This window comes from Rhodococcus sp. ZPP (assembly GCF_017656075.1).
In the GTDB taxonomy this organism is placed as follows: Bacteria; Actinomycetota; Actinomycetes; order Mycobacteriales; family Mycobacteriaceae; genus Rhodococcus_F; species Rhodococcus_F oxybenzonivorans.
In genome coordinates, this window is sequence record NZ_CP058638.1 from 5,907,379 (window position 1) to 5,926,140 (window position 18,762).

Sequence of the window (18,762 nt, forward strand, 5' to 3'; positions counted from 1 at the left end):
AGTCCCAGTGACTCGTCCACCCACCGTCGTGCCAGGAGGATCTTTGCTTTCCGCCTTCGTCTCGGCCCTCAGGACCCCGGACCTGAGGCGGAAGATCCTCATCGCGCTCGGCCTCGTCGCGCTCTACCGCGTCGGTGCCGTGCTGCCCTCACCCGGCGTCGACTACGCCAACGTCCGAGCCTGTGTCGACCAGTTGTCGGGCGGCGATTCCGCCGGTATCTATTCGCTGATCAACCTGTTCTCCGGTGGAGCCCTGCTCCAGCTCTCGGTGTTCGCGATCGGCATCATGCCCTACATCACGGCAAGCATCATCGTTCAGCTGTTGACGGTCGTCATCCCGAAGTTCGAGCAGCTTCGGAAGGAAGGCCAGTCCGGTCAGGCGAAGATGACGCAGTACACCCGATATCTGTCGATCGCGCTGGCGATTCTGCAGGCCACCGGCATCGTCGCGCTCGCAGCGCGCGGTCAGCTGTTGCAGGGTTGTCAGGAAGAAATAATCGCCGACAAGAGCATCTTCGGGCTCGTCATCATCGTCCTCGTGATGACGGCGGGTGCCGCGCTCGTCATGTGGTTCGGCGAGATCATCACCGAACGCGGTGTCGGTAACGGCTTCTCGCTGCTGATCTTCGCGGGTATCGCATCCCGGCTGCCGTCGGAGGGCAAGGCCATTCTCGACAGCCGCGGCGGGCTGATCTTCGCGATCGTCTGTGTCGCCGCTCTGGCCATCATTGCGGGCGTGGTCTTCGTCGAGCAGGGCCAGCGCCGTATCCCCGTCCAGTACGCCAAGCGCATGGTCGGCCGCAAGATGTACGGCGGTTCGTCCACCTACCTGCCGCTGAAGGTCAACCAGGCCGGCATCATCCCGGTGATCTTCGCGTCGTCTCTGCTGTATCTGCCGAACCTCATCGCGCAGCTCACCGGGGCGACGTCGGCTGCAGATCCGAGCTGGTGGCAGCGGATCATCAACGAGTATCTGGTGAACCCGAACAATCCGGTGTACATCACCATCTACTTCGCGTTGATCGTGTTCTTCGTGTTCTTCTACGTCGCGATCACGTTCAACCCCGAAGAGCGCGCCGACGAGATGAAGAAGTTCGGTGGGTTCATTCCCGGCATCCGCCCGGGACGCCCCACCGCGGACTACCTGAATTACGTGCTCAACCGCATCACGGTCCCGGGGTCCATCTACCTCGGCCTGATCGCAGTGTTGCCCCACTTCTTCCTGTCCGGGAGCCAGACCACCAGCAGCATCTTCGGTGGCGCGGCAGTGCTGATCCTCGTCAGTGTCGCCCTGGACACGGTCAAGCAGATCGAAAGTCAATTGATGCAACGCAACTACGAAGGGTTCCTCAAGTGAGACTTGTCCTCCTTGGTCCTCCCGGTGCAGGCAAGGGCACCCAGGCCGCGATTCTTTCCGAGAAGCTCGGTGTCCCGCACATCTCGACCGGCGACCTGTTCCGGGCGAACATCGGCCAGGAGACACCGCTCGGTCTCGAGGCGAAGAAGTACCTCGACGCCGGAGATCTCGTTCCCAGCGAAATCACCAACAACATGGTGAAAGCGCGCGTCGCGGAGCCGGATGCCGCCAACGGTTTCCTTCTCGACGGTTTCCCGCGCACGGTCGATCAGGCGCAGGCACTCGAGGCGATCCTGGCTGATCTGGACACCAAGCTCGACGGCGTTCTCTCGTTCGTGGCGGACGAGGACATCGTCGTGGAACGGATGCTGGCGCGTGGTCGCGCCGACGACAAGGAAGACGTCATCCGCAACCGGCTCCGGGTGTACCGCGAGGAGACGGCGCCGCTGCTCGACTACTACAAGAACGATTTGCTCACCGTCGACGCACTGGGTGAGGTCGACGAGGTCAACTCGCGCGCACTGGCAGCGTTGGGCAAGTAAATGGGTTTCGGGCGCAAGCGCAAAGTTGTTCCCTTCCGGACTGCCGGTGAGCTCGATGCGATGGCGGCCGCGGGCGCCATCGTCGGTGCAGCGCTGGTGGCGGTGCGTGATGCGGCCAAGCCTGGTGTGAGCACGCTCGAACTCGACGAGGTAGCCGAGTCGGTAATCCGCGACGCAGGTGCGGTGCCGTCGTTCAAGGGGTACCACGGGTTCACCGGATCGATATGTTCGTCCGTCAATGATCGTGTGGTGCACGGGATTCCCTCGGCGCAGGACATCCTCGCCGAGGGAGACCTCGTCTCGATCGACTGCGGTGCGATTCTCGACGGGTGGCATGGTGACTCTGCCTGGACGTTCGGTGTCGGCGAACTCATCGAGGCTGATCAGGATTTGAGCGAAGCCACGCGGTTGTCGATGGACGCGGGAATTGCAGCCATGCTGCCCGGGAACCGTCTCACCGACATCTCCCATGCGATCGAGCTGGGAACTCGCGCGGCGGAAGTAACACACGGCCGGAAGTACGGGATCGTCGACGGCTACGGCGGGCACGGGATCGGCCGGGAAATGCACATGGAACCGTTCCTCGCCAACGAGGGCGCCCCGGGTAAGGGTCCCCAGCTGGTGGTCGGATCCGTGCTGGCGATCGAGCCGATGTTGACGCTCGGTACCACCGATACCATTGTCCTGGAAGACGACTGGACGGTGGTTACCGCGGACGGTACGCGTGCTGCCCACTGGGAGCACACCGTGGCCGTCACCGAGGATGGTCCGAGAATTCTCACGCTGCGCCCGGAGTGACTGCGCCGCTACACGTCGATCAGCAGAGTGACCGGTCCGTCGTTGACGAGGTCGATCTGCATGTGCTCGCCGAACACGCCCGTATCGACCGTCGCGCCCAGCTGTCGTAGCGCGTCCGTGAAGGATTCGACCAACGGCTCCGCCACGGGCCGGGGCGCGGCCGCGGACCACGAGGGGCGTCGCCCCCGTCGTGTGTCGGCCATCAGCGTGAATTGACTGGCCACGAGGATCGGGGCATCGAGGTCGGCGGCCGACTGCTCGTCCTCCAGGATTCGCATCGTCCACACCTTCTTTGCCAGGAGCGCTGCTTTCGCCGCGTCATCCGTATGGGTGACGCCGACCAGGACGAGAAGTCCATGGCCGGCAGGCGGGGGAGTGATGCGTGCGACCACGACTCCGTCGACCCGGACGGAGGCGGCCGAGACTCTCTGCACCAGCGCGCGCACGCCCAACACCATCCTTCGCCTCGCCGACTGCATTTGGCCTGGTGAGCAATTTCCCGTAACATGGATCAGCGGTGCGCTATGCGTGCCGGTTGTTTGCGTGCCCAGTGCCGGTTTCGATCCGGAATGTTCATGTTTCGGCCGGTGAAGAAGCCATTGGGCGCCACGGTAACGGAAACAGATGCAAGAAGCACGTCAAACAACATGGATCGCGGAGGATATGGCTAAGAAAGACGGGGCCATCGAGGTCGAGGGACGAGTAGTCGAGCCGCTGCCCAATGCGATGTTCCGCATTGAGCTCGAGAACGGCCACAAGGTTCTCGCCCACATCAGCGGAAAGATGCGTCAGCACTACATTCGCATCCTCCCGGAAGATCGCGTAGTCGTGGAGCTCTCGCCCTACGACCTGTCGCGCGGACGCATCGTTTACCGGTACAAGTAAAAAGCTTCCCCGCTCTGACCAGGTCGGGGAGAAGTACGTCCGCCGCGGAACTGCGTAGTGGGCTGCCACAAAACAGGAGATCAGAAGACGTGAAGGTTCAGCCGAGCGTCAAGAAGATCTGCGAAAAGTGCAAGGTGATCCGTCGTAACGGCCGGGTCATGGTGATCTGCGAGAACCTGCGTCACAAGCAGCGTCAGGGCTAGATCTCCGCTTTTCGAGGATCTGCTTGGCAACAAGCAAAGATGACCTCCCAGCACCAGCCAGTACTTTCGGCCACCGGGTTTCACCACCCACGGCAGGTACTGGTCCACCCCCGGCACGGAGGCCGGGGCCCCACTGAGTTAGTTGAGACCCCTTCGGTCGCGAGACCGCCGGAGTTTGAAGAGGCACAGGGGATGGACTGGGAGCAGACCTCCGCTCACCGATAGGAACTGCCACATGGCACGTCTAGCAGGTGTCGATCTGCCCCGCGAAAAGCGGATGGAGATCGCACTCACCTACATCTACGGCATCGGCCGTACCCGCTCCAAGGAGATCCTGGGCGCCACCGGCGTCAACCCGGATCTGCGGAGCAAGGATCTCTCGGACGAGGATCTGGCCAAGCTCCGCGAGTACATCGAGGAGTCGCTGAAGGTCGAGGGTGACCTTCGCCGCGAGGTCCAGGCCGACATCCGTCGCAAGATCGAGATCGGTGCCTACCAGGGGTTGCGCCACCGCCGTGGCTTGCCCGTGCGTGGTCAGCGCACCAAGACCAACGCCCGCACCCGTAAGGGCCCCAAGCGCACCATTGCCGGCAAGAAGAAGGCGAAGTAATGCCCCCCAAGTCACGTAGCACCGGTCCGAAGAAGACCCAGAAGGCGCGTCGCAGGGACAAGAAGAACGTCCCGCACGGCGCCGCTCACATCAAGAGCACCTTCAACAACACCATCGTGTCCATCACGGACCCCGCCGGAAATGTCATTTCCTGGGCGTCCTCGGGACACGTCGGCTTCAAGGGATCGCGTAAGTCGACCCCGTTCGCCGCTCAGCTCGCTGCAGAGAACGCAGCCCGCAAGGCGCAGGAGCACGGTGTCAAGAAGGTCGACGTCTTCGTCAAGGGACCCGGCTCCGGCCGTGAGACCGCGATCCGCTCGCTTCAGGCCGCAGGCCTCGAGGTCGGCACCATCTCCGATGTCACCCCCCAGCCCCACAACGGCTGCCGTCCGCCCAAGCGGCGTCGGGTCTAGCGGGAAGGATAGGTAGAAAAAAAATGGCACGTTATACCGGACCCATCACCCGCAAGTCGCGTCGTCTGCGCGTCGACCTCGTCGGAGGCGACCAGGCGTTCGAGCGTCGTCCCTACCCGCCGGGCCAGCACGGCCGTGCGCGGATCAAGGAGAGCGAGTACCTGCTCCAGCTGCAGGAGAAGCAGAAGGCTCGCTTCACCTACGGCGTCATGGAGAAGCAGTTCCGTCGTTACTACCAGGAGGCGAACAACCGCCCCGGTAAGACCGGTGAGAACCTGCTCCGCATCCTGGAGTCGCGTCTCGACAACGTCGTGTACCGCGCCGGACTGGCTCGCACCCGCCGCCAGGCACGTCAGCTGGTCACGCACGGTCACCTCCTTGTGAACAACAAGAAGGTCGACATCCCCAGTTACCGCGTCTCGCAGTACGACATCATCGATGTCAAGGAGAAGTCGCTGTCGACGCTTCCTTTCCAGGTGGCGCGTGAGACCCAGGGCGATCGCCCGATCCCGGGTTGGCTGCAGGTTGTCGGCGGACGGCTCCGGATCCTGGTTCACCAGCTTCCCGAGCGTGCGCAGATCGATGTCCCGCTGCAGGAACAGCTGATCGTCGAGTACTACTCGAAGTAAGGCCTCCGGCCCGTGCGCCTTTCTGGTAGTTCCCACTACCAGAAAGGCGCACGGGCGCGCAGTGCCTTTCCCATCGTGGGCGTCAAATAGCGGACGCCCGTACAGGAGGAAATCCAATGCTCATTTCTCAGCGACCCACGCTGACCGAAGAGGTCATCGCTGACAACCGCTCGAAGTTCGTCATCGAGCCCCTCGAGCCAGGTTTCGGGTACACCCTCGGCAATTCGCTCCGCCGCACGCTGCTGTCTTCGATCCCCGGCGCTGCTGTCACCAGCATCCGCATCGACGGCGTTCTGCACGAGTTCACCACGGTCCCCGGTGTGAAGGAAGACGTCACCGACATCATCCTGAACCTCAAGGGCCTCGTCGTGAGCTCCGAAGAGGACGAGCCGGTCACCATGTACGTCCGTAAGCAGGGCCCCGGCGCTGTGACCGCAGGCGACATCGTGCCCCCGGCCGGCGTCACCGTGAACAACCCGGATCTGCACATCGCCACCCTGAACGACAAGGGAAAGCTGGAGATCGAGCTCGTCGTCGAGCGCGGTCGCGGCTACGTCCCCGCCGTCCAGAACAAGGCGTCCGGCGCAGAGATCGGCCGCATCCCGGTCGACTCGATCTACTCGCCGGTGCTCAAGGTCACCTACAAGGTGGAGGCCACCCGCGTCGAGCAGCGCACCGACTTCGATCGGCTCGTGCTCGATGTGGAAACCAAGAACTCCATCACCGCTCGGGACGCGCTCGCTTCTGCGGGCAAGACCCTGGTTGAGCTCTTCGGCCTGGCCCGTGAGCTGAACGTCGAAGCAGAAGGCATCGAGATCGGACCCTCGCCCGCCGAGGCCGATCACATCGCTTCCTTCGGACTGCCCATCGAGGACCTGGACCTCACCGTCCGTTCCTACAACTGCCTCAAGCGCGAAGGTGTTCACACCGTCGGTGAGCTTGTCGGCCGTACCGAGTCCGACCTGCTCGACATCCGCAACTTCGGACAGAAGTCCATCGACGAGGTGAAGGTCAAGCTGCATTCGCTGGGCTTGTCCCTCAAGGACAGCCCCGCGTCCTTCGATCCCACCACCGTTGCCGGTTACGACGCCGCCACCGGAACGTGGAGTGACACGGATGCCGGTTCCTTCGGCGATGCCGACGGTACCGAGGACTACGCCGAGACCGAACAGCTGTAGCCGCTTCCGGTCCTTTACTAGGAGATCATCATGCCCAAGCCCAAGAAGGGTGCCCGCTTCGGCGGGTCGGCTTCGCACCAGAAGGCGATTTTCGCCAATCTGGCTACCGCGCTCTTCGAGCACGGTCGCATCACCACCACCGAGTCCAAGGCGAAGGCCCTGCGGCCGTACGCCGAGAAGCTCGTGACGCACGCCAAGGCGGGAACCCTGGCGCACCGCCGCGAGGTTCTCAAGGTCATCCGCAACAAGGATGTCGTACACACCTTGTTCGCTGAGATCGGCCCGTTCTACGCGGACCGTGACGGTGGATACACCCGCATCATCAAGACGGTTCCCCGCAAGGGTGACAACGCTCCGATGGCCATCATCGAGCTCGTCAAGGAAAAGACCGTCACCTCCGAGGCCGACCGCGCACGTCGCGTGAAGGCGTCGAAGGATGCTCCGGCCGCGGCCCCCGCCGCGTCGGACGAGAACGTTGTCGACGCAGTCGAGTCCGAGGCCACCGCCGCCGAGGTCGCGAACGCTGACGCCGTCGTCGACGCCATCGAAGACGAGTCCGCCACCGCCGCAGATGCGACAGAGGCCGACGAGGCCAAGAAGGACTAGTCCACTTGGTTTCGGCACACGCTGAATCGAACGAGCCCGTCACCCCCTCTCGGGGCGACGGGCTCGTTCGATTGCGGCTGGACATCGCCTACGACGGAACCGAGTTTTCCGGGTGGGCTCGCCAGAACGGGCTGCGCACGGTCTGCGGGGAAATCGAGGAGAAACTCGGAGCCGTCCTGCGTACCCCCCTGCAGCTGACGGTGGCGGGACGGACCGACGCAGGGGTCCACGCGGCAGGTCAGGTCGCGCACGTCGACGTTCCCGCCGAGTCGCTGCCGGACGATCCCTCCCGACTCGTCCGCAGACTCGCCCGCTTCCTTCCGAAAGATGTACGGATCACCCGCATCTCACGTGCGCCGCAGCATTTCGACGCGCGTTTCTCGGCGATGCGCCGACACTACGAATACCGCCTGACCACCGCGGAGTACGGAGCGGATCCCCTGCGTGCCCGCGACATCGTGTCGTATCCGAAGGTGCTCGACCTCGACGTAATGCGCTCGGCGTCCGCCAGACTGGTGGGGCTGCACGACTTCGCCGCGTTCTGCAAGCGCAGAGAAGGGGCCACCACGGTTCGCGATCTGCAACGCTTCGACTGGGAACGTGACGGGGAGATCTTCACCGCATTCGTCAGCGCCGATGCCTTTTGCTGGTCGATGGTTCGCAGCCTCGTCGGTGCCGTCCTCGCCGTGGGGGAGGGCCGCCGCGACCTCGGGTGGGTGGACGAGTTGCTGCGGGAGCGGTCGAGGGCAAGTTCGATCCTGGTGGCACCGGCGCACGGTCTGTCGCTGGTTCGGGTCGACTATCCCGACGACGCCGATCTTGCGGCGCGCAACGACATCACCCGTGACATTCGGACTCTGCCCGAAGGTTGCTGTGGCGACTGACTGAGGCGGAAAAACCCGCGGCCGACGAAGCCAATCGGGCTGTGCAAGAATCCGCATCATGCCATCAGAAATTCGTGTTCGAGTGGAGGATGCACGCAGCCGCACAGCCAAGGTCGGGGTCACTACCCCCAAGGGGCCGTTCGAGTTGCACGTCGACGCGAACGTCGACGTCGATAAATCGGCCACACCGTGGCTTCCTGCGCTGTCGGTTGTCGCGATGCGTCTTCATTCCGATCTGATCTTCTCGGATCCAGTCGACGCTCTCGCGTTGTCGAATCTTCCGCACGCTCAGCGGATTCTGCGCGATTGGTACCCGAGACGGTATTCGTCGGTAAGGGTGGAGGCAGACGAGGTAGCCGGGTCGGATGCTGGTTCGCAGCGGGGAGTGGGTTGCTTCTTCAGTGGAGGTGTCGACTCCTTTCACTCGGCAATCGCAGCGAGTGAACGCATTACGCATCTGATTTTCGTTCACGGGTTCGACATCAAGCTTTCGGATGTCGAGTTGGCGGCGAAGGCGGAGGCGGGAGCGCGAAACGCGGCGGTCGCGCTCGGCAAGACGCTTGTCGTCGTCAGGACGAATCTCAGGCAGCTCTCGGACAAGGCGAGGTGTCTGTGGGGCACCGACTATCACGGAGCAGCGCTGGCGACCGTCGCGCACTCGTTGTCGGATCACATCCACACCGCGCTCATTCCGTCCTCCTTTCAGGAGGCGGATCTGCATCCCTGGGGTACGCATCCGGATCTGGACCCGTTGTGGTCGAGTAGTGCGGTGCGGCTGGAGCACTACGGCACGTCGTTGACGCGGACGGAGAAAATTGCGTTCCTCGCGCGAAACGACGTCGCGATGGACAATCTGAGGGTCTGCTGGAAGAACCGTGACGGCAAGTTCAACTGTGGCCGGTGTGAGAAGTGTGTTCGCACAATGGTCAGCCTTCGTGCCGCCGACGGCGCATCCCGCACTCTCCCTCACCGGGTGACACCGGAGGCAGTGAACCGTCTGTCGCTCAGCGGCACCGGCACGCTCTTCGCCCTGGAGAATCTGAACGCGTTACGAGAGGCCCGGGTCCGGGACCTGGAGTTGGAGACGGCGCTCGAGCGCGCCATTCGGCGAGGGCGTACGCGGGACAAGGTTCTCGGTGGAATCACCCGACGCTGGCTGGGTATGACGAAGGGATAGGTGTCAGCAGCGTGGCTAGGCGTCGTTCGTATACCGGCGGGTATCGCGATGGTGCAGTAACGTGCAGGATGCCCCGAGGAAGTTCCCAGCCGTGAGGATTTCATGAACGACCCTTTGGACGATCTGCAACGATAGTGCCCCGTGGAGTGGTGGACTTCGGATCGGCACGCGGTACGCATAGCGATCAACGAGTCGCGGTGAATACTATGCTGTTCCGCTCGAGCCGGTCAACGACAACGCCGGCTCGGTAGCGTGTCCCTTCGCGGCGATCACCGCACGGAGCTCGTCCATGCTCACATCCGAGACGTAGCGGCGGGTGACCTGCCATTCGTCGTGCTGCTCGATCACCACCGCGGTCGCCAACCGCAGGAACGCGGCCGGGTTCGGGAAGATCTCCACCACATCGGCTCGACGCTTGATTTCCTTGTTCAACCGCTCAATTGGATTGTTGGACCAGATTTTTGCCAATGCGCCTTCGGAAACGCGGTGAAGGCGAGCACATCGTGCTTGGCGGCTTCCATCAACGCCGCAACCTTCGGGAACGAACCGGTGAAGGTATCGGTGACCTGGTCCCACTGCGCGGCCACGTCGACCGGATCGGTGTGCGAAAAGATCGTCTTGACCGCCGCCATCACCGGCGGCACATGCTTGGCCGCCACTGCCGATCGGATGTTACGCATGAAATGAACCCGACACCTCTGCCACGATGATCCCGCGAACTGCTGCATCACAGCAGCTTTGAGACCGCTGTGCGCATCGGAGATCACCAGATGCACCCCCGACAGACCACGGTCTTTGAGGCTGGTGAGGAACTCACGCCAGAACTCGTAGGATTCACTGTCGCCGACCGCGGTACCGAGGACCTCGCGGGTGCCGTCGATCGACACCCCGGTGGCGACCACCAACGCCTGGGACACCACGTGCGCACCGACCCGGACCTTACAAAAAGTGGCATCGAGGAACACGTACGGAAAGCTCGTGTGCGTCAGGGTGCGCTCCCGGAACCGGGCGATCTCGGTATCGAGACCGGCGCAGATCCGCGAGACCTCCGACTTCGAGATTCCGGATTCGACCCCCAATGCACCGACCAGGTCATCGACGCTGCGAGTCGAGACCCCGTGCACATACGCCTCCATCACGACCGCGTACAGGGCTTTGTCGATCCGCCGGCGCCGTTCCAGCAAGGATGGGAAGAACGACCCGGACCGTAGCTTGGGGATCTTGACCTCGACATCGCCGCTGGTCGTGGAGACGGTCTTGGTGCGGTGGCCGTTGCGGTGGGTGGTGCGGGTAGCGGTGCGTTCGTAGCGGCCGGCGCCGAGCTTGTCGGTGGCTTCGGCTTCGATCAAGGCCTGCAGGCCGGCGCGGATCAGTTCGGCGAACACGCTGGCGCTGTCGGCGCCGGTGAGTGCGTCGAGTTGGGCGAGCAGTGCAGAATGGTCGTGGGTCATCGCGTAGCTCCTGGTAACGAGTCACTGTGAGAGGTAACTCGTTGATCACTACGCGATGGCCCACCCTTTTCGAGGGAGCGACACGCCCGGACCTGGCCGGATGCCGTCAGCCGATTCCCACCACTCCCTGGGACTTACCCTCTGCAACGAGCAACCATCGCTGCGCTCGCACCCACTGTGCAGCATGGACAGTCGGTCGCTCTCCTCGACTATCCGGCGCATTTCAACGCGGGTGACCTTCTGATCTACCAGGGGACGCTAAGCTATCTGGCCAGGATGGGTGCGAGCGTGGATTACGTCTGCGCGCTGCACACCTATGACACGAAGGTTCTGTCCGCGTGTGTTCCCGAGGGACCGTTGCTGTTGAACGGCGGCGGGAATTTCGGCGATCGATGGTTCGGCTACCAAAAGTTCCGTGAGCGCGTGATCGCGGAGCATCCGGAACGAAAAATCGTTCAGATGCCACAGACCATCGAGTTCCACGACGACGCAGCGCTGGCGAGGGCGCAGCGAATCTATGCGCAGCATCCCGATCTCACGTTGCTGATGCGGGACCGGCGCGGCTATGAACTAGCCCGTGAACTATTTCCCGAGAACACCGTCGTCTTCTGTGCCGATGCAGCATTGGGAGTCGGAAGGATCGCGCCCTCCGCCGAACCCACGCGCGATATCGTGCTTCTCAAACGCCGCGACCCCGAATCCGTTCAGTCCGCGAAGAGCCTTCCGGCCTCACTCGCGTCGGCGTACATGACGGATTGGCACGTCAGTCCCGCCGACAACGCCCAGTGGTGGCCCACTACCCTCGGACTTCTGCTACTGAATAAGCTGCCGGGTGTTCGGTCCCGTATGTACCCATTGACGCGCCGTGCCTTCGACTGGCAAGCGGACATGGTGGTCGACAATGCAGTGGCGATCTTGTCGCAGGGGCGGCTCGTGGTCACCGATCGGCTGCATGCGGGAATCCTTGCCGTACTGATGGGCAAACCTGTCGTCCTGGTCGACAATGCCAACAAGAAGGTGTCCAGAATTCATGGCGACTATCTGAGCAATTTCCCGGATACCCACCTCGCCGAGAATTTCGATCACGCGGCCGAACTTGCCGGGCAGCTCGTTTCCTGATGAGCGAAATCGAGCCCGTCCGGTTAGAACTCATCATCGGATCGACCAGGGTCGGGCGCATTGCCCCCGTCGTGGCGAACTGGTTCGTCGAACGCGCTCGCACATATCCTCACGTGGAACTGGGCGTCATCGACTTGCTCGAAACCTCGCTGCCTCAAAATCTCGACGATTCTCCCGCCACCGACGCGTTCCGGGCACGGGTGGGGCGTGCCCACGGATTCGTGGCCGTCACATCCGAATACAACCATGGGTATCCGGCCGCCTTGAAGACCGCATTCGACAGTGTGAAACACGAGTGGCGCGCAAAGCCCATCGGCTTCGTGTCGTACGGGGGAGTCTCGGGCGGCTTGCGTGCGACCGAGCAACTGCGCCAGGTCGTGGCGGAATTACACATGGTTTCGGTGCGTCAAAGTGTGAGCTTCCACCAAGTGCGCAAGAAGTTCGACGACAACGGTCGCACCACTGACGCCGCCGCCGTCGACTCGGCGGATCGAATGCTCGCGCAGTTGGTCTGGTGGGCCCGTGCTGTGCGACTCCAGCGTGCGACCGAGAGCTACCCCGGTTAGGACTGGTAGGCCGGTTGGTAATCGTCTACCGCGCGGGGCCGTCCGATGAATGCCGTTTCGGAGGAAATGGTGACCAGCATCAACTCGATACTCGTCCCGCCGGTCGACAGGAGAATCCGATCACCCATCGCGCTCGGCTGGACAATGGACAGGTCGGGTTCGGCGCTCGGCCACTGGCTGGGCTCGGCATAAAGGTAGAGAGCAGTGACGCCGGCCCGCGGGGTCGAAGCTTCGACACCGTCGAACACTACGGTGTTGAACCTGTTGTCGGATTGGGAATTATGTCCCGCGACGCGCAGGCGGTCGGGCGTGGCGATCGAGTCGATCAGGGACGACCATGCATCGGGCCGATCTGTCTGGATGAGGACCCGGGCCCCAGTGGCGACGGCACGGAACACGAGTTGCTGGGCGAGGTACAGCTCGCCCGCAACGTACACCATGCCGACGCCCGGGCCGAAGATGCGTGCTGTGATCCCGTGACCGTAGTCGTCGGATCCGATCAACTGGCCACACCCCGCCGGCGGCAACTGCAGGTGCCGCACTGTGTCGACCGGCACATCGGCCATAGGCATCACAGCGTCCAGATCAGACACTGCCACAGGAAGATTGGACAGCAAACTTTCTTTGTGGCGGCCTCGCATCGAGACGAGCCCGTGCACAGCGAATGGTTCCGGCATCGTCCGGGTGGTGATCCGACATCCGGCGCCGATCAGTACCTGCCGGTCGTTGGCGCTCGGTCGTAGCCGAATGGTCACGGTGGTGCCGAGACTGGACGGCACCCACAGTTTCGCGAGCAGATCTTTGGAGAGAAAGCGCGGATCGACGCTGTATCCGGTATTGCATACCCCCGGCAGCAGAGCATGCTTCCACGTCTGAGTGAGAGATCTCGGATCGAGACCGCGGCTGATGACCAGTGCTGCGGAATCGATCTCGGGTGCTGTGAGAATTCGGGCCCGGCATCCCGCGTCGGCGAGTGCGCGTACGACGCGACTTGCCGCGATGGTAATGGCGCGAGAAGCGCCGTGCTCACCGCCGCCGCGGCGCGCGACGGCCTCGACACTGCCGGTGGCGTCGAATCGGAGGGCGACCCACACCGTCCGGGTGGCTGTCGCGGGAAGGGGGCCGACCAGGCGGTCGTAGACATCGGTGGCCGGCGTGCCCGCGGCGGCGCGATACCCATGGCTGACGATATCGATGCCGCTGAGCGAAATATCATGCTGGACAAGGCATCCGGCGAGTGCCTCGGTGGGAAGGTCGTGCGTCGACTGGAAACCGTCCCGGGTGATCTGGGTCAGGCTTCCCGCCGGCGGAAGGACCTCGACCACCGCGACCACGCTTGCGCCGTCCCACCGCAAACCGACGGACTGTCCTGTCGGGCCGGCGAAACTGACGGTGCGGAAGCGCTCGACTTTCGGTGTTGTGAAGTAGCGCCACGCCGTTCGCGCCCAGACCAGGGTCGACCACCCGCCGATGGGTACGACCGCAAGAAGAGCGACGACGACGGCGAGTATGACGGCGCCCCACCACGCCACTCCGCACACCGAGGTCAGTGCCCCGGCCAGAACTCCCACAATTTGCGCGACAACGACCTCGGTCGCCGAAACGCGATGTGCCAACGGCCAGCTTGTGACGCGCGAACGGTCCACGGTGCCTCCCCCGAATACCTGAACCCAGGCAGACCCGTACCCGTCCGCCGTGACGACTGTGATTCGAACTGTACTGTGTCACCCCGAGCGCTGTGCAGCACGGGGGAGGAACAATGGCTGTAACACCCACCACTCGTTGGCAGGTCAACGGGTATCGCTTTCTGGTCAGACGGATGGAACACGCCCTGGTGCGGCGTGACGTACGAATGTTGCACGACCCTATGCGGTCGCAGTCGCGCGCACTCGCGGTGGGGGTGGTGATCGCGTCGCTAGGACTCGCGGGGTGTGCAGCGCTGGCGCTGTTCCGGCCCCAGGACAAAATCGGTGACGCGTCCATCGTCGTCGGCAAGGATTCCGGTGCGATGTTCGTGGTCATGGGGGACACGCTGCGCCCGGTGCTCAATCTGTCGTCTGCCCGCCTCATTGTGGGGCAGGCAGAGAAGCCGGTAATCGTCAAAGAATCGGAGATCGACACTCGGCCCCGCGGGGCGCTGGTCGGAATCCCCGGTGCGCCGTCGGCGCTCCCGCCGGGTGACGCAGCAGCAAAGACACCGTGGGCCGTATGCGACTCGGTCGGGGCAGACGGACATCGTGCGGTCACGACCTCCGTAGTGGTCGGTGAGCCGGACCCGATCGAGGGCGGGGGAGGCCTCGCTCGCGACCAGGCGCTGCTGGTGTCCACCTCGGACGCCGCCTATCTGATGTATAACGGCACCCGCGCGAAGATCGACCTGCACGACCCTGCGATCACCCGTGCTCTCGGCCTCGAGGGTGCCACGCCACGACCGGTAAGCCTCGGATTCGTCAACGCGGTTCCCGAAGTGCCGCCGCTGGTCGCGCCCAGCATCCCGGGAGCGGGGAGCCAGCCACGGTTTGCTCTGCGCGACAAAGTGATCGGGTCAGTGTTCCAGGTAGTGATCGGATCGGAAACCACCCACTACGTCGTGTTGCGGGACGGAATTCAGAAGATCAGTTCCGCTGTGGCAAACCTCATCTTCCTTTCGGATTCGCACGGGGATACCGAGATGTCGAGTGTCTCGCCGGACGCCACCAACCGAATTCCTTCGGTGGAGCAGATCGCCGTGTCGAGCTTCCCGGAGTCGGCACCCGAGATCGTCGACGCCATTTCGAGTCCGGTGAGTTGCCTGATCTGGAAACCTTTGCGCGGACAGGACGAGACCGCAGCGAGTGGTCCGGCCGCCGAGTTGTCCCTTATTGCAGGACGTAGTCTCCCCATCCCCGATGGTGCTCACACGGTGAAGCTGGCGCAGGCGGACGGCGGCGGGGATAGTGCCGATTTCGTCTACGTCGAACCCGGTTCGGGGGGATTCGTGCAAGCGACCGGTATCGAACCCCACAGCACCCGGCAAGACAGCACGTTCTTCGTGGCTGACACCGGCGTACGGTTCGGCGTTCCCGACGCAGACGCCGCGAAAGCACTGGGGGTGACAGCCGAGCCGCCGCTCGCTCCGTGGCAGATACTAGGACTCCTCGCGCCGGGCCCCACGCTCGCGAAGTCCTCCGCGCTCGTCGCACACGACGGGGTCGCGCCCGACCCGGACCCGGCCGCAGTCGCCTCCGGTTCGAACTGAAACACCGAATTGCCAACTCGGGCCGACGCACATTCGCGTCGGCCCGGGTTGACTCGGAGAACGAGTCAGCTTCGGTGCTGCGTCGCGGACTGCAATTTCCGCCTGAGTGGGAATGACGCCAGCACTCCGAGGGTGAGCAGTGCAGCGAGCGAGCCGACCGCTACCAACGCGACATCGCGAGGGCGGTGATCGGGCTGAGTAACTGCAGGAAGGGCCTCCAGGGGGACCGAGCGTGCGGCGCCGTCGGTTGCTGCGCCGCCCGTCGGAACATTCGCAGATACGGCTGCGAGCGGGTCGATGACGCCGTGCCCGACAAACGGATTCCACCCTTCCGCGGGCGCATGCGCCGTGGCCTCGATACGCGCGATGACCTGCTGGGCCGACAATTGAGGAAACCTGGAGCGAACCAGGGCGGCGGTGGCCGAGACATAGGGGGCCGCGAAACTGGTGCCGTTGACGGGTTCCGCGCTTCCCTGAGCGCTGTACACGGTATTCGTCAGATCGCCCGTCGTCGGATGCAGTGAGGTAAGGCCCGATCCCGGGGCCGCGACGTCGACCCAGGGGCCCGCGAGGCTGAAGTCACTCACCCGGCCGTCGGGCTCGACCGACCCGACGGTCAGGACGTAGTCGTCGTACCACGCCGGGCTGGCGATGGTGCTCACCGAATCCCACAGGTCGGCTCCGGGTCGGAGCGGGTCGGCCGCCGGATTCTGAATCTTGCATTCCGCGGATCCAAAGTTGCCCGCGGCAGCAACCACCACGACGTCCTTCACCGTCGCCGCATATTTGACGGCTGCGCCGAGATAGCGGTCGCCGCCACCGATTCCTTCTGCCGCAGTCTTGCAGGCGACTTCGGAGATGTTGATGACGCCGGCACCCATGTCGGCGGCGCGCCGGACAGCGGCGGCCATGGTCGCGACGTTGCCGTATCCACCGACCGAGTTGCCTGCGTTGTCGACCTGATCGGTCTGCCCTGCGGGACTGTAGGCACTGCTCGATTGCCGGATTGCGAGGATGCGGGAGTCCGGAGCGCCGCCGGAGAAACCGGACCCGAGAACCTGTCGTGCGGCGATGAGGCCCGCGACGAGCGTTCCGTGAGCGTCACAGTCGGTTGTCCCGGTCTCGGTCCCGACCAGGTCACCACCATCGACGAGACCGGGAAGGCGCGGATGCCGCGCCACCCCGGTGTCGATGACCGCGACGAGCTGCCCGGCGCCCCGACTGATCGGCCACACCGAACGGAAATCCAGGTCCCGCTGAGCCACCGGGACTTCCGGACCATCGGGCACCCGTACGGCATCTTTGCACGGTCTTCGCTTCTCCTCTTTGGTGCTGTCCTTCGGCGGAACCAGTCCCACGTCGATGGGTGCGGGTACCACTGCCAGGGCGTTGCCTTCACCCAGTGCTGCGATGAGGGCCACCACCGCGGTGGCCAGAACCAGGCGACCCAGCCGCCGCATCACAGCCCGCGCATCAGCGAGTAGAGGCCGGTCACCCAGCACACCAGCGGGATGATCGACGTGATCAGGGCGAGGTCGATCAATTCGGCGACGCGTCGCATGACGGGCGAGAACGTCTGCCGCGGGGCGATGATGCCGAGGACCAACCCGCCCGCTGCGAACAGCATTGCCACGGCGAACAGAACTACCGCGTAGTCGGGGACGGCGACCGCAGCTGCGGTGAGCAGCAGTACGAGGATCGTCACGCCGCCGCCGATCAGCGGAACGGCCTGCTCGGCGCTGCTGTAGGTGCGTCCCCGGAACATCAGGACGGTCGCGGTCGCAACGGCCAGACACAAACCGGGCCAGTAGATCTCGCCGTGCAGGATGGGCTGGGCGGCCAGGAGTGCGCCGCTGACCGCGAGGATGGTCATGGCGGTGACGAGTCCGGTGAGATACCTGCGCGCACGTGTGGCACGTTGGGCAAGGGAATCGAACGATGGCATCGTGGTCTCGTCGTCCGGATCGTCCTCGGAAGGATCGACCGAGGTACCCGGTGCGGGAACAGGCGGCAGTGGCAGCTTCGCCAGCAGTATCGCCACGCGAGCCGATGAGGCGAGCCCTGTCAATGCGGCGGCGACGACACCGGCGGCCACCGCGGGCGCTGCGGTGTCGGTCGTCGCCGATACCAACGCGGCGAGGGTGCCGAACAGGGAGGCTACCGCCAGAGCCGTGAAGACTCTCAGCCCCACACCACCGAGTCGCAGCGCGAGGACCGCGGTGGTGCCCGACAGTGCGAGCCCGAGGAGCAGGTGGGCAGCGGCCAAGTCGCCGGGGACGAAGAGCATCCCGGCGGCGAAGGCCGGCGGAACGGCGCACCCACTGATAACGACGGAACTGGCTGCGTCACCGTAGATGCGGCCGGTGACCGCACCGGCGACGAGGAAGAGGAGGGCCGATGTCAGTGCGCAACCTGCACCGACGAACCCGTCCGTCCCGGATTCGGACCACAGCAGCGCGAACGAGCCGATCACCGTTCCGAGCCCGGCGGCGGCCGAACCGACGACCCGTGCGGAGCCGCGCGTCCATTCCCGGTCCGCATCGGCATCGGCGATGGCGACGTTGTACATGATGTCGTCGAACAGGGGCGGCGGGGCACTGTCCTGCACACTCTGCAGGACCAGGAGGTCGCCGTCGCGAATACCGTGCTCGTGCAACGTCAGCGTGGTCGAGAGCGGGGACTGACCGATCTTCGCGAGAACCCACTCGCTCGGTTCGTACTGCTCGAGTGAATCGTCGAAGTCATTGGTGCTGCGATGGCTGCGGATCGTGTCGACGATCCCCGGAACGAGGATGGCGATCGGAACACCGAACGGCACCGCCATGTCGACCTGTGAATGGGTCGAGAGCACGGTGATCCGGCACAGGTCTGCTGCGGCACTCGGACGCGTGGACGGCGCGGACGCGCGCGACTCGTCATGGGCGATGGACAATACGATTTCCCCCCACTTTGCGACGCACACCCCACCCTGCGTCGTTACGGCACTGATCGACGACCACTCGGAGGCCGTCGTCCGATTCGATCACGGGAACACTACGTGAGCCGGGCCGCAGCCTCCAGTGGGCATCCGGCGAAAATGCCTCCTGTATGCCGGATCCCTCGGAAT

19 protein-coding genes and 1 pseudogene are annotated in these 18,762 nt (G+C 64.1%); 15 read left to right on the forward strand and 5 right to left on the reverse strand.

Going from position 1 to position 18,762, the window contains the following annotated elements:
• Nucleotides 1-43 precede the first annotated feature (43 nt).
• The 3 genes from secY to map are packed head-to-tail and all read left to right on the forward strand — an operon-like array spanning nt 44 to nt 2,697.
• On the forward strand, nt 44-1,357 hold the full coding sequence (secY, locus tag HYG77_RS27120; RefSeq protein WP_109331574.1) for a preprotein translocase subunit SecY: 1,314 nt from the start codon (nt 44-46) through the stop codon (nt 1,355-1,357).
• The gene (locus HYG77_RS27125; protein WP_109331573.1) at nt 1,354-1,899 is read left to right on the forward strand and encodes an adenylate kinase; all 546 of its coding nucleotides are present in this window, start codon (nt 1,354-1,356) and stop codon (nt 1,897-1,899) included. The genes secY and HYG77_RS27125 overlap by 4 nt, the downstream gene beginning before the upstream one ends.
• A complete protein-coding gene (map, locus tag HYG77_RS27130) occupies nt 1,900-2,697 on the forward strand; it encodes a type I methionyl aminopeptidase (protein ID WP_109331572.1) in 798 nt (265 codons plus the stop codon).
• Nucleotides 2,698-2,705: 8 nt separating this feature from the next.
• Here the strand turns inward: map and dtd are convergent, their stop codons facing one another.
• Nucleotides 2,706-3,143, reverse strand: coding sequence for a D-aminoacyl-tRNA deacylase (gene dtd, locus HYG77_RS27135; protein ID WP_109331571.1), 438 nt, complete (start codon nt 3,141-3,143; stop codon nt 2,706-2,708).
• 217 nt (nt 3,144-3,360) lie between these two features.
• On the opposite strand from dtd, the gene infA reads away from it, so the two are divergent.
• The 9 genes from infA to HYG77_RS27180 all read left to right on the forward strand — a co-directional run bounded on the left by infA (nt 3,361) and on the right by HYG77_RS27180 (nt 9,282).
• Nucleotides 3,361-3,582: a translation initiation factor IF-1 gene (gene infA, locus HYG77_RS27140; RefSeq protein ID WP_003418601.1), complete on the forward strand. Its 222-nt coding sequence runs from the start codon at nt 3,361-3,363 to the stop codon at nt 3,580-3,582.
• Nucleotides 3,583-3,671: 89 nt separating this feature from the next.
• Entirely contained in the window at nt 3,672-3,785 is a 114-nt protein-coding gene (gene rpmJ, locus HYG77_RS27145; protein WP_003938068.1) for a 50S ribosomal protein L36, read from the forward strand.
• 235 nt (nt 3,786-4,020) lie between these two features.
• Nucleotides 4,021-4,395: a 30S ribosomal protein S13 gene (gene rpsM, locus HYG77_RS27150; RefSeq protein ID WP_109331568.1), complete on the forward strand. Its 375-nt coding sequence runs from the start codon at nt 4,021-4,023 to the stop codon at nt 4,393-4,395.
• On the forward strand, nt 4,395-4,808 hold the full coding sequence (gene rpsK / locus HYG77_RS27155; RefSeq protein WP_005239680.1) for a 30S ribosomal protein S11: 414 nt from the start codon (nt 4,395-4,397) through the stop codon (nt 4,806-4,808). Before rpsM ends, rpsK begins: the two co-directional genes overlap by 1 nt.
• A gap of 23 nt (nt 4,809-4,831) precedes the next feature.
• Nucleotides 4,832-5,437, forward strand: a complete 606-nt coding sequence (gene rpsD / locus HYG77_RS27160) for a 30S ribosomal protein S4 (protein WP_109331567.1) — start codon at nt 4,832-4,834, stop codon at nt 5,435-5,437.
• A 116-nt stretch (nt 5,438-5,553) separates the two neighbouring features.
• Nucleotides 5,554-6,615: a DNA-directed RNA polymerase subunit alpha gene (locus HYG77_RS27165; protein WP_109331566.1), complete on the forward strand. Its 1,062-nt coding sequence runs from the start codon at nt 5,554-5,556 to the stop codon at nt 6,613-6,615.
• A 30-nt stretch (nt 6,616-6,645) separates the two neighbouring features.
• On the forward strand, nt 6,646-7,221 hold the full coding sequence (rplQ, locus tag HYG77_RS27170; RefSeq protein WP_109331565.1) for a 50S ribosomal protein L17: 576 nt from the start codon (nt 6,646-6,648) through the stop codon (nt 7,219-7,221).
• Between the two features lie 71 nt (nt 7,222-7,292).
• Nucleotides 7,293-8,105 (forward strand): tRNA pseudouridine(38-40) synthase TruA, encoded by an 813-nt coding sequence (gene truA, locus HYG77_RS27175; protein WP_244461391.1) that lies wholly within the window; start codon nt 7,293-7,295, stop codon nt 8,103-8,105.
• A gap of 58 nt (nt 8,106-8,163) precedes the next feature.
• Nucleotides 8,164-9,282, forward strand: a complete 1,119-nt coding sequence (locus HYG77_RS27180; RefSeq protein ID WP_208961186.1) for a hypothetical protein — start codon at nt 8,164-8,166, stop codon at nt 9,280-9,282.
• A 204-nt stretch (nt 9,283-9,486) separates the two neighbouring features.
• Here HYG77_RS27180 and HYG77_RS27185 read toward each other — a convergent pair.
• Nucleotides 9,487-10,733: pseudogene (locus HYG77_RS27185) on the reverse strand (IS256 family transposase).
• Between the two features lie 177 nt (nt 10,734-10,910).
• Here HYG77_RS27185 and HYG77_RS27190 point away from each other — a divergent pair.
• Both HYG77_RS27190 and HYG77_RS27195 read left to right on the forward strand, forming a co-directional pair.
• Nucleotides 10,911-11,852, forward strand: a complete 942-nt coding sequence (locus tag HYG77_RS27190; protein ID WP_208961187.1) for a polysaccharide pyruvyl transferase family protein — start codon at nt 10,911-10,913, stop codon at nt 11,850-11,852.
• Nucleotides 11,852-12,418 carry an NAD(P)H-dependent oxidoreductase gene (locus tag HYG77_RS27195; RefSeq protein WP_208961188.1) on the forward strand — a complete coding sequence of 189 codons (567 nt, stop codon included), beginning with the start codon at nt 11,852-11,854 and terminating at the stop codon, nt 12,416-12,418. Before HYG77_RS27190 ends, HYG77_RS27195 begins: the two co-directional genes overlap by 1 nt.
• Here HYG77_RS27195 and eccE read toward each other — a convergent pair.
• Nucleotides 12,415-14,064 (reverse strand): type VII secretion protein EccE, encoded by a 1,650-nt coding sequence (gene eccE, locus HYG77_RS27200; protein WP_208961189.1) that lies wholly within the window; start codon nt 14,062-14,064, stop codon nt 12,415-12,417. The two genes, HYG77_RS27195 and eccE, sit on opposite strands and share 4 nt — an antisense overlap.
• A 113-nt stretch (nt 14,065-14,177) precedes the next feature.
• On the opposite strand from eccE, the gene eccB reads away from it, so the two are divergent.
• Nucleotides 14,178-15,656 carry a type VII secretion protein EccB gene (gene eccB, locus HYG77_RS27205; protein ID WP_208961190.1) on the forward strand — a complete coding sequence of 493 codons (1,479 nt, stop codon included), beginning with the start codon at nt 14,178-14,180 and terminating at the stop codon, nt 15,654-15,656.
• Between the two features lie 65 nt (nt 15,657-15,721).
• Here eccB and mycP read toward each other — a convergent pair whose 3' ends face one another.
• Complete coding sequence (gene mycP, locus HYG77_RS27210) at nt 15,722-17,119, reverse strand: type VII secretion-associated serine protease mycosin (protein WP_208963540.1); 1,398 nt, start codon at nt 17,117-17,119, stop codon at nt 15,722-15,724.
• Complete coding sequence (eccD, locus tag HYG77_RS27215) at nt 17,116-18,588, reverse strand: type VII secretion integral membrane protein EccD (protein ID WP_208961191.1); 1,473 nt, start codon at nt 18,586-18,588, stop codon at nt 17,116-17,118. Before eccD ends, mycP begins: the two co-directional genes overlap by 4 nt.
• Between the last annotated feature and the right edge of the window lie 174 nt (nt 18,589-18,762).

Excerpts from the sequence above, each read along its gene's own strand:
- eccB (WP_208961190.1), top strand. The coding sequence starts at position 14,178 with ATGGCTGTAACACCCACCACTCGTTGGCAGGTCAACGGGTATCGCTTT.
- rpsM (WP_109331568.1), top strand. The coding sequence starts at position 4,021 with ATGGCACGTCTAGCAGGTGTCGATCTGCCCCGCGAAAAGCGGATGGAG.
- rpsD (WP_109331567.1), top strand. The coding sequence starts at position 4,832 with ATGGCACGTTATACCGGACCCATCACCCGCAAGTCGCGTCGTCTGCGC.
- rplQ (WP_109331565.1), top strand. The coding sequence starts at position 6,646 with ATGCCCAAGCCCAAGAAGGGTGCCCGCTTCGGCGGGTCGGCTTCGCAC.
- infA (WP_003418601.1), top strand. The coding sequence starts at position 3,361 with ATGGCTAAGAAAGACGGGGCCATCGAGGTCGAGGGACGAGTAGTCGAG.
- HYG77_RS27195 (WP_208961188.1), top strand. The coding sequence starts at position 11,852 with ATGAGCGAAATCGAGCCCGTCCGGTTAGAACTCATCATCGGATCGACC.
- map (WP_109331572.1), top strand. The coding sequence starts at position 1,900 with ATGGGTTTCGGGCGCAAGCGCAAAGTTGTTCCCTTCCGGACTGCCGGT.
- HYG77_RS27165 (WP_109331566.1), top strand. The coding sequence starts at position 5,554 with ATGCTCATTTCTCAGCGACCCACGCTGACCGAAGAGGTCATCGCTGAC.
- HYG77_RS27180 (WP_208961186.1), top strand. The coding sequence starts at position 8,164 with ATGCCATCAGAAATTCGTGTTCGAGTGGAGGATGCACGCAGCCGCACA.
- rpsK (WP_005239680.1), top strand. The coding sequence starts at position 4,395 with ATGCCCCCCAAGTCACGTAGCACCGGTCCGAAGAAGACCCAGAAGGCG.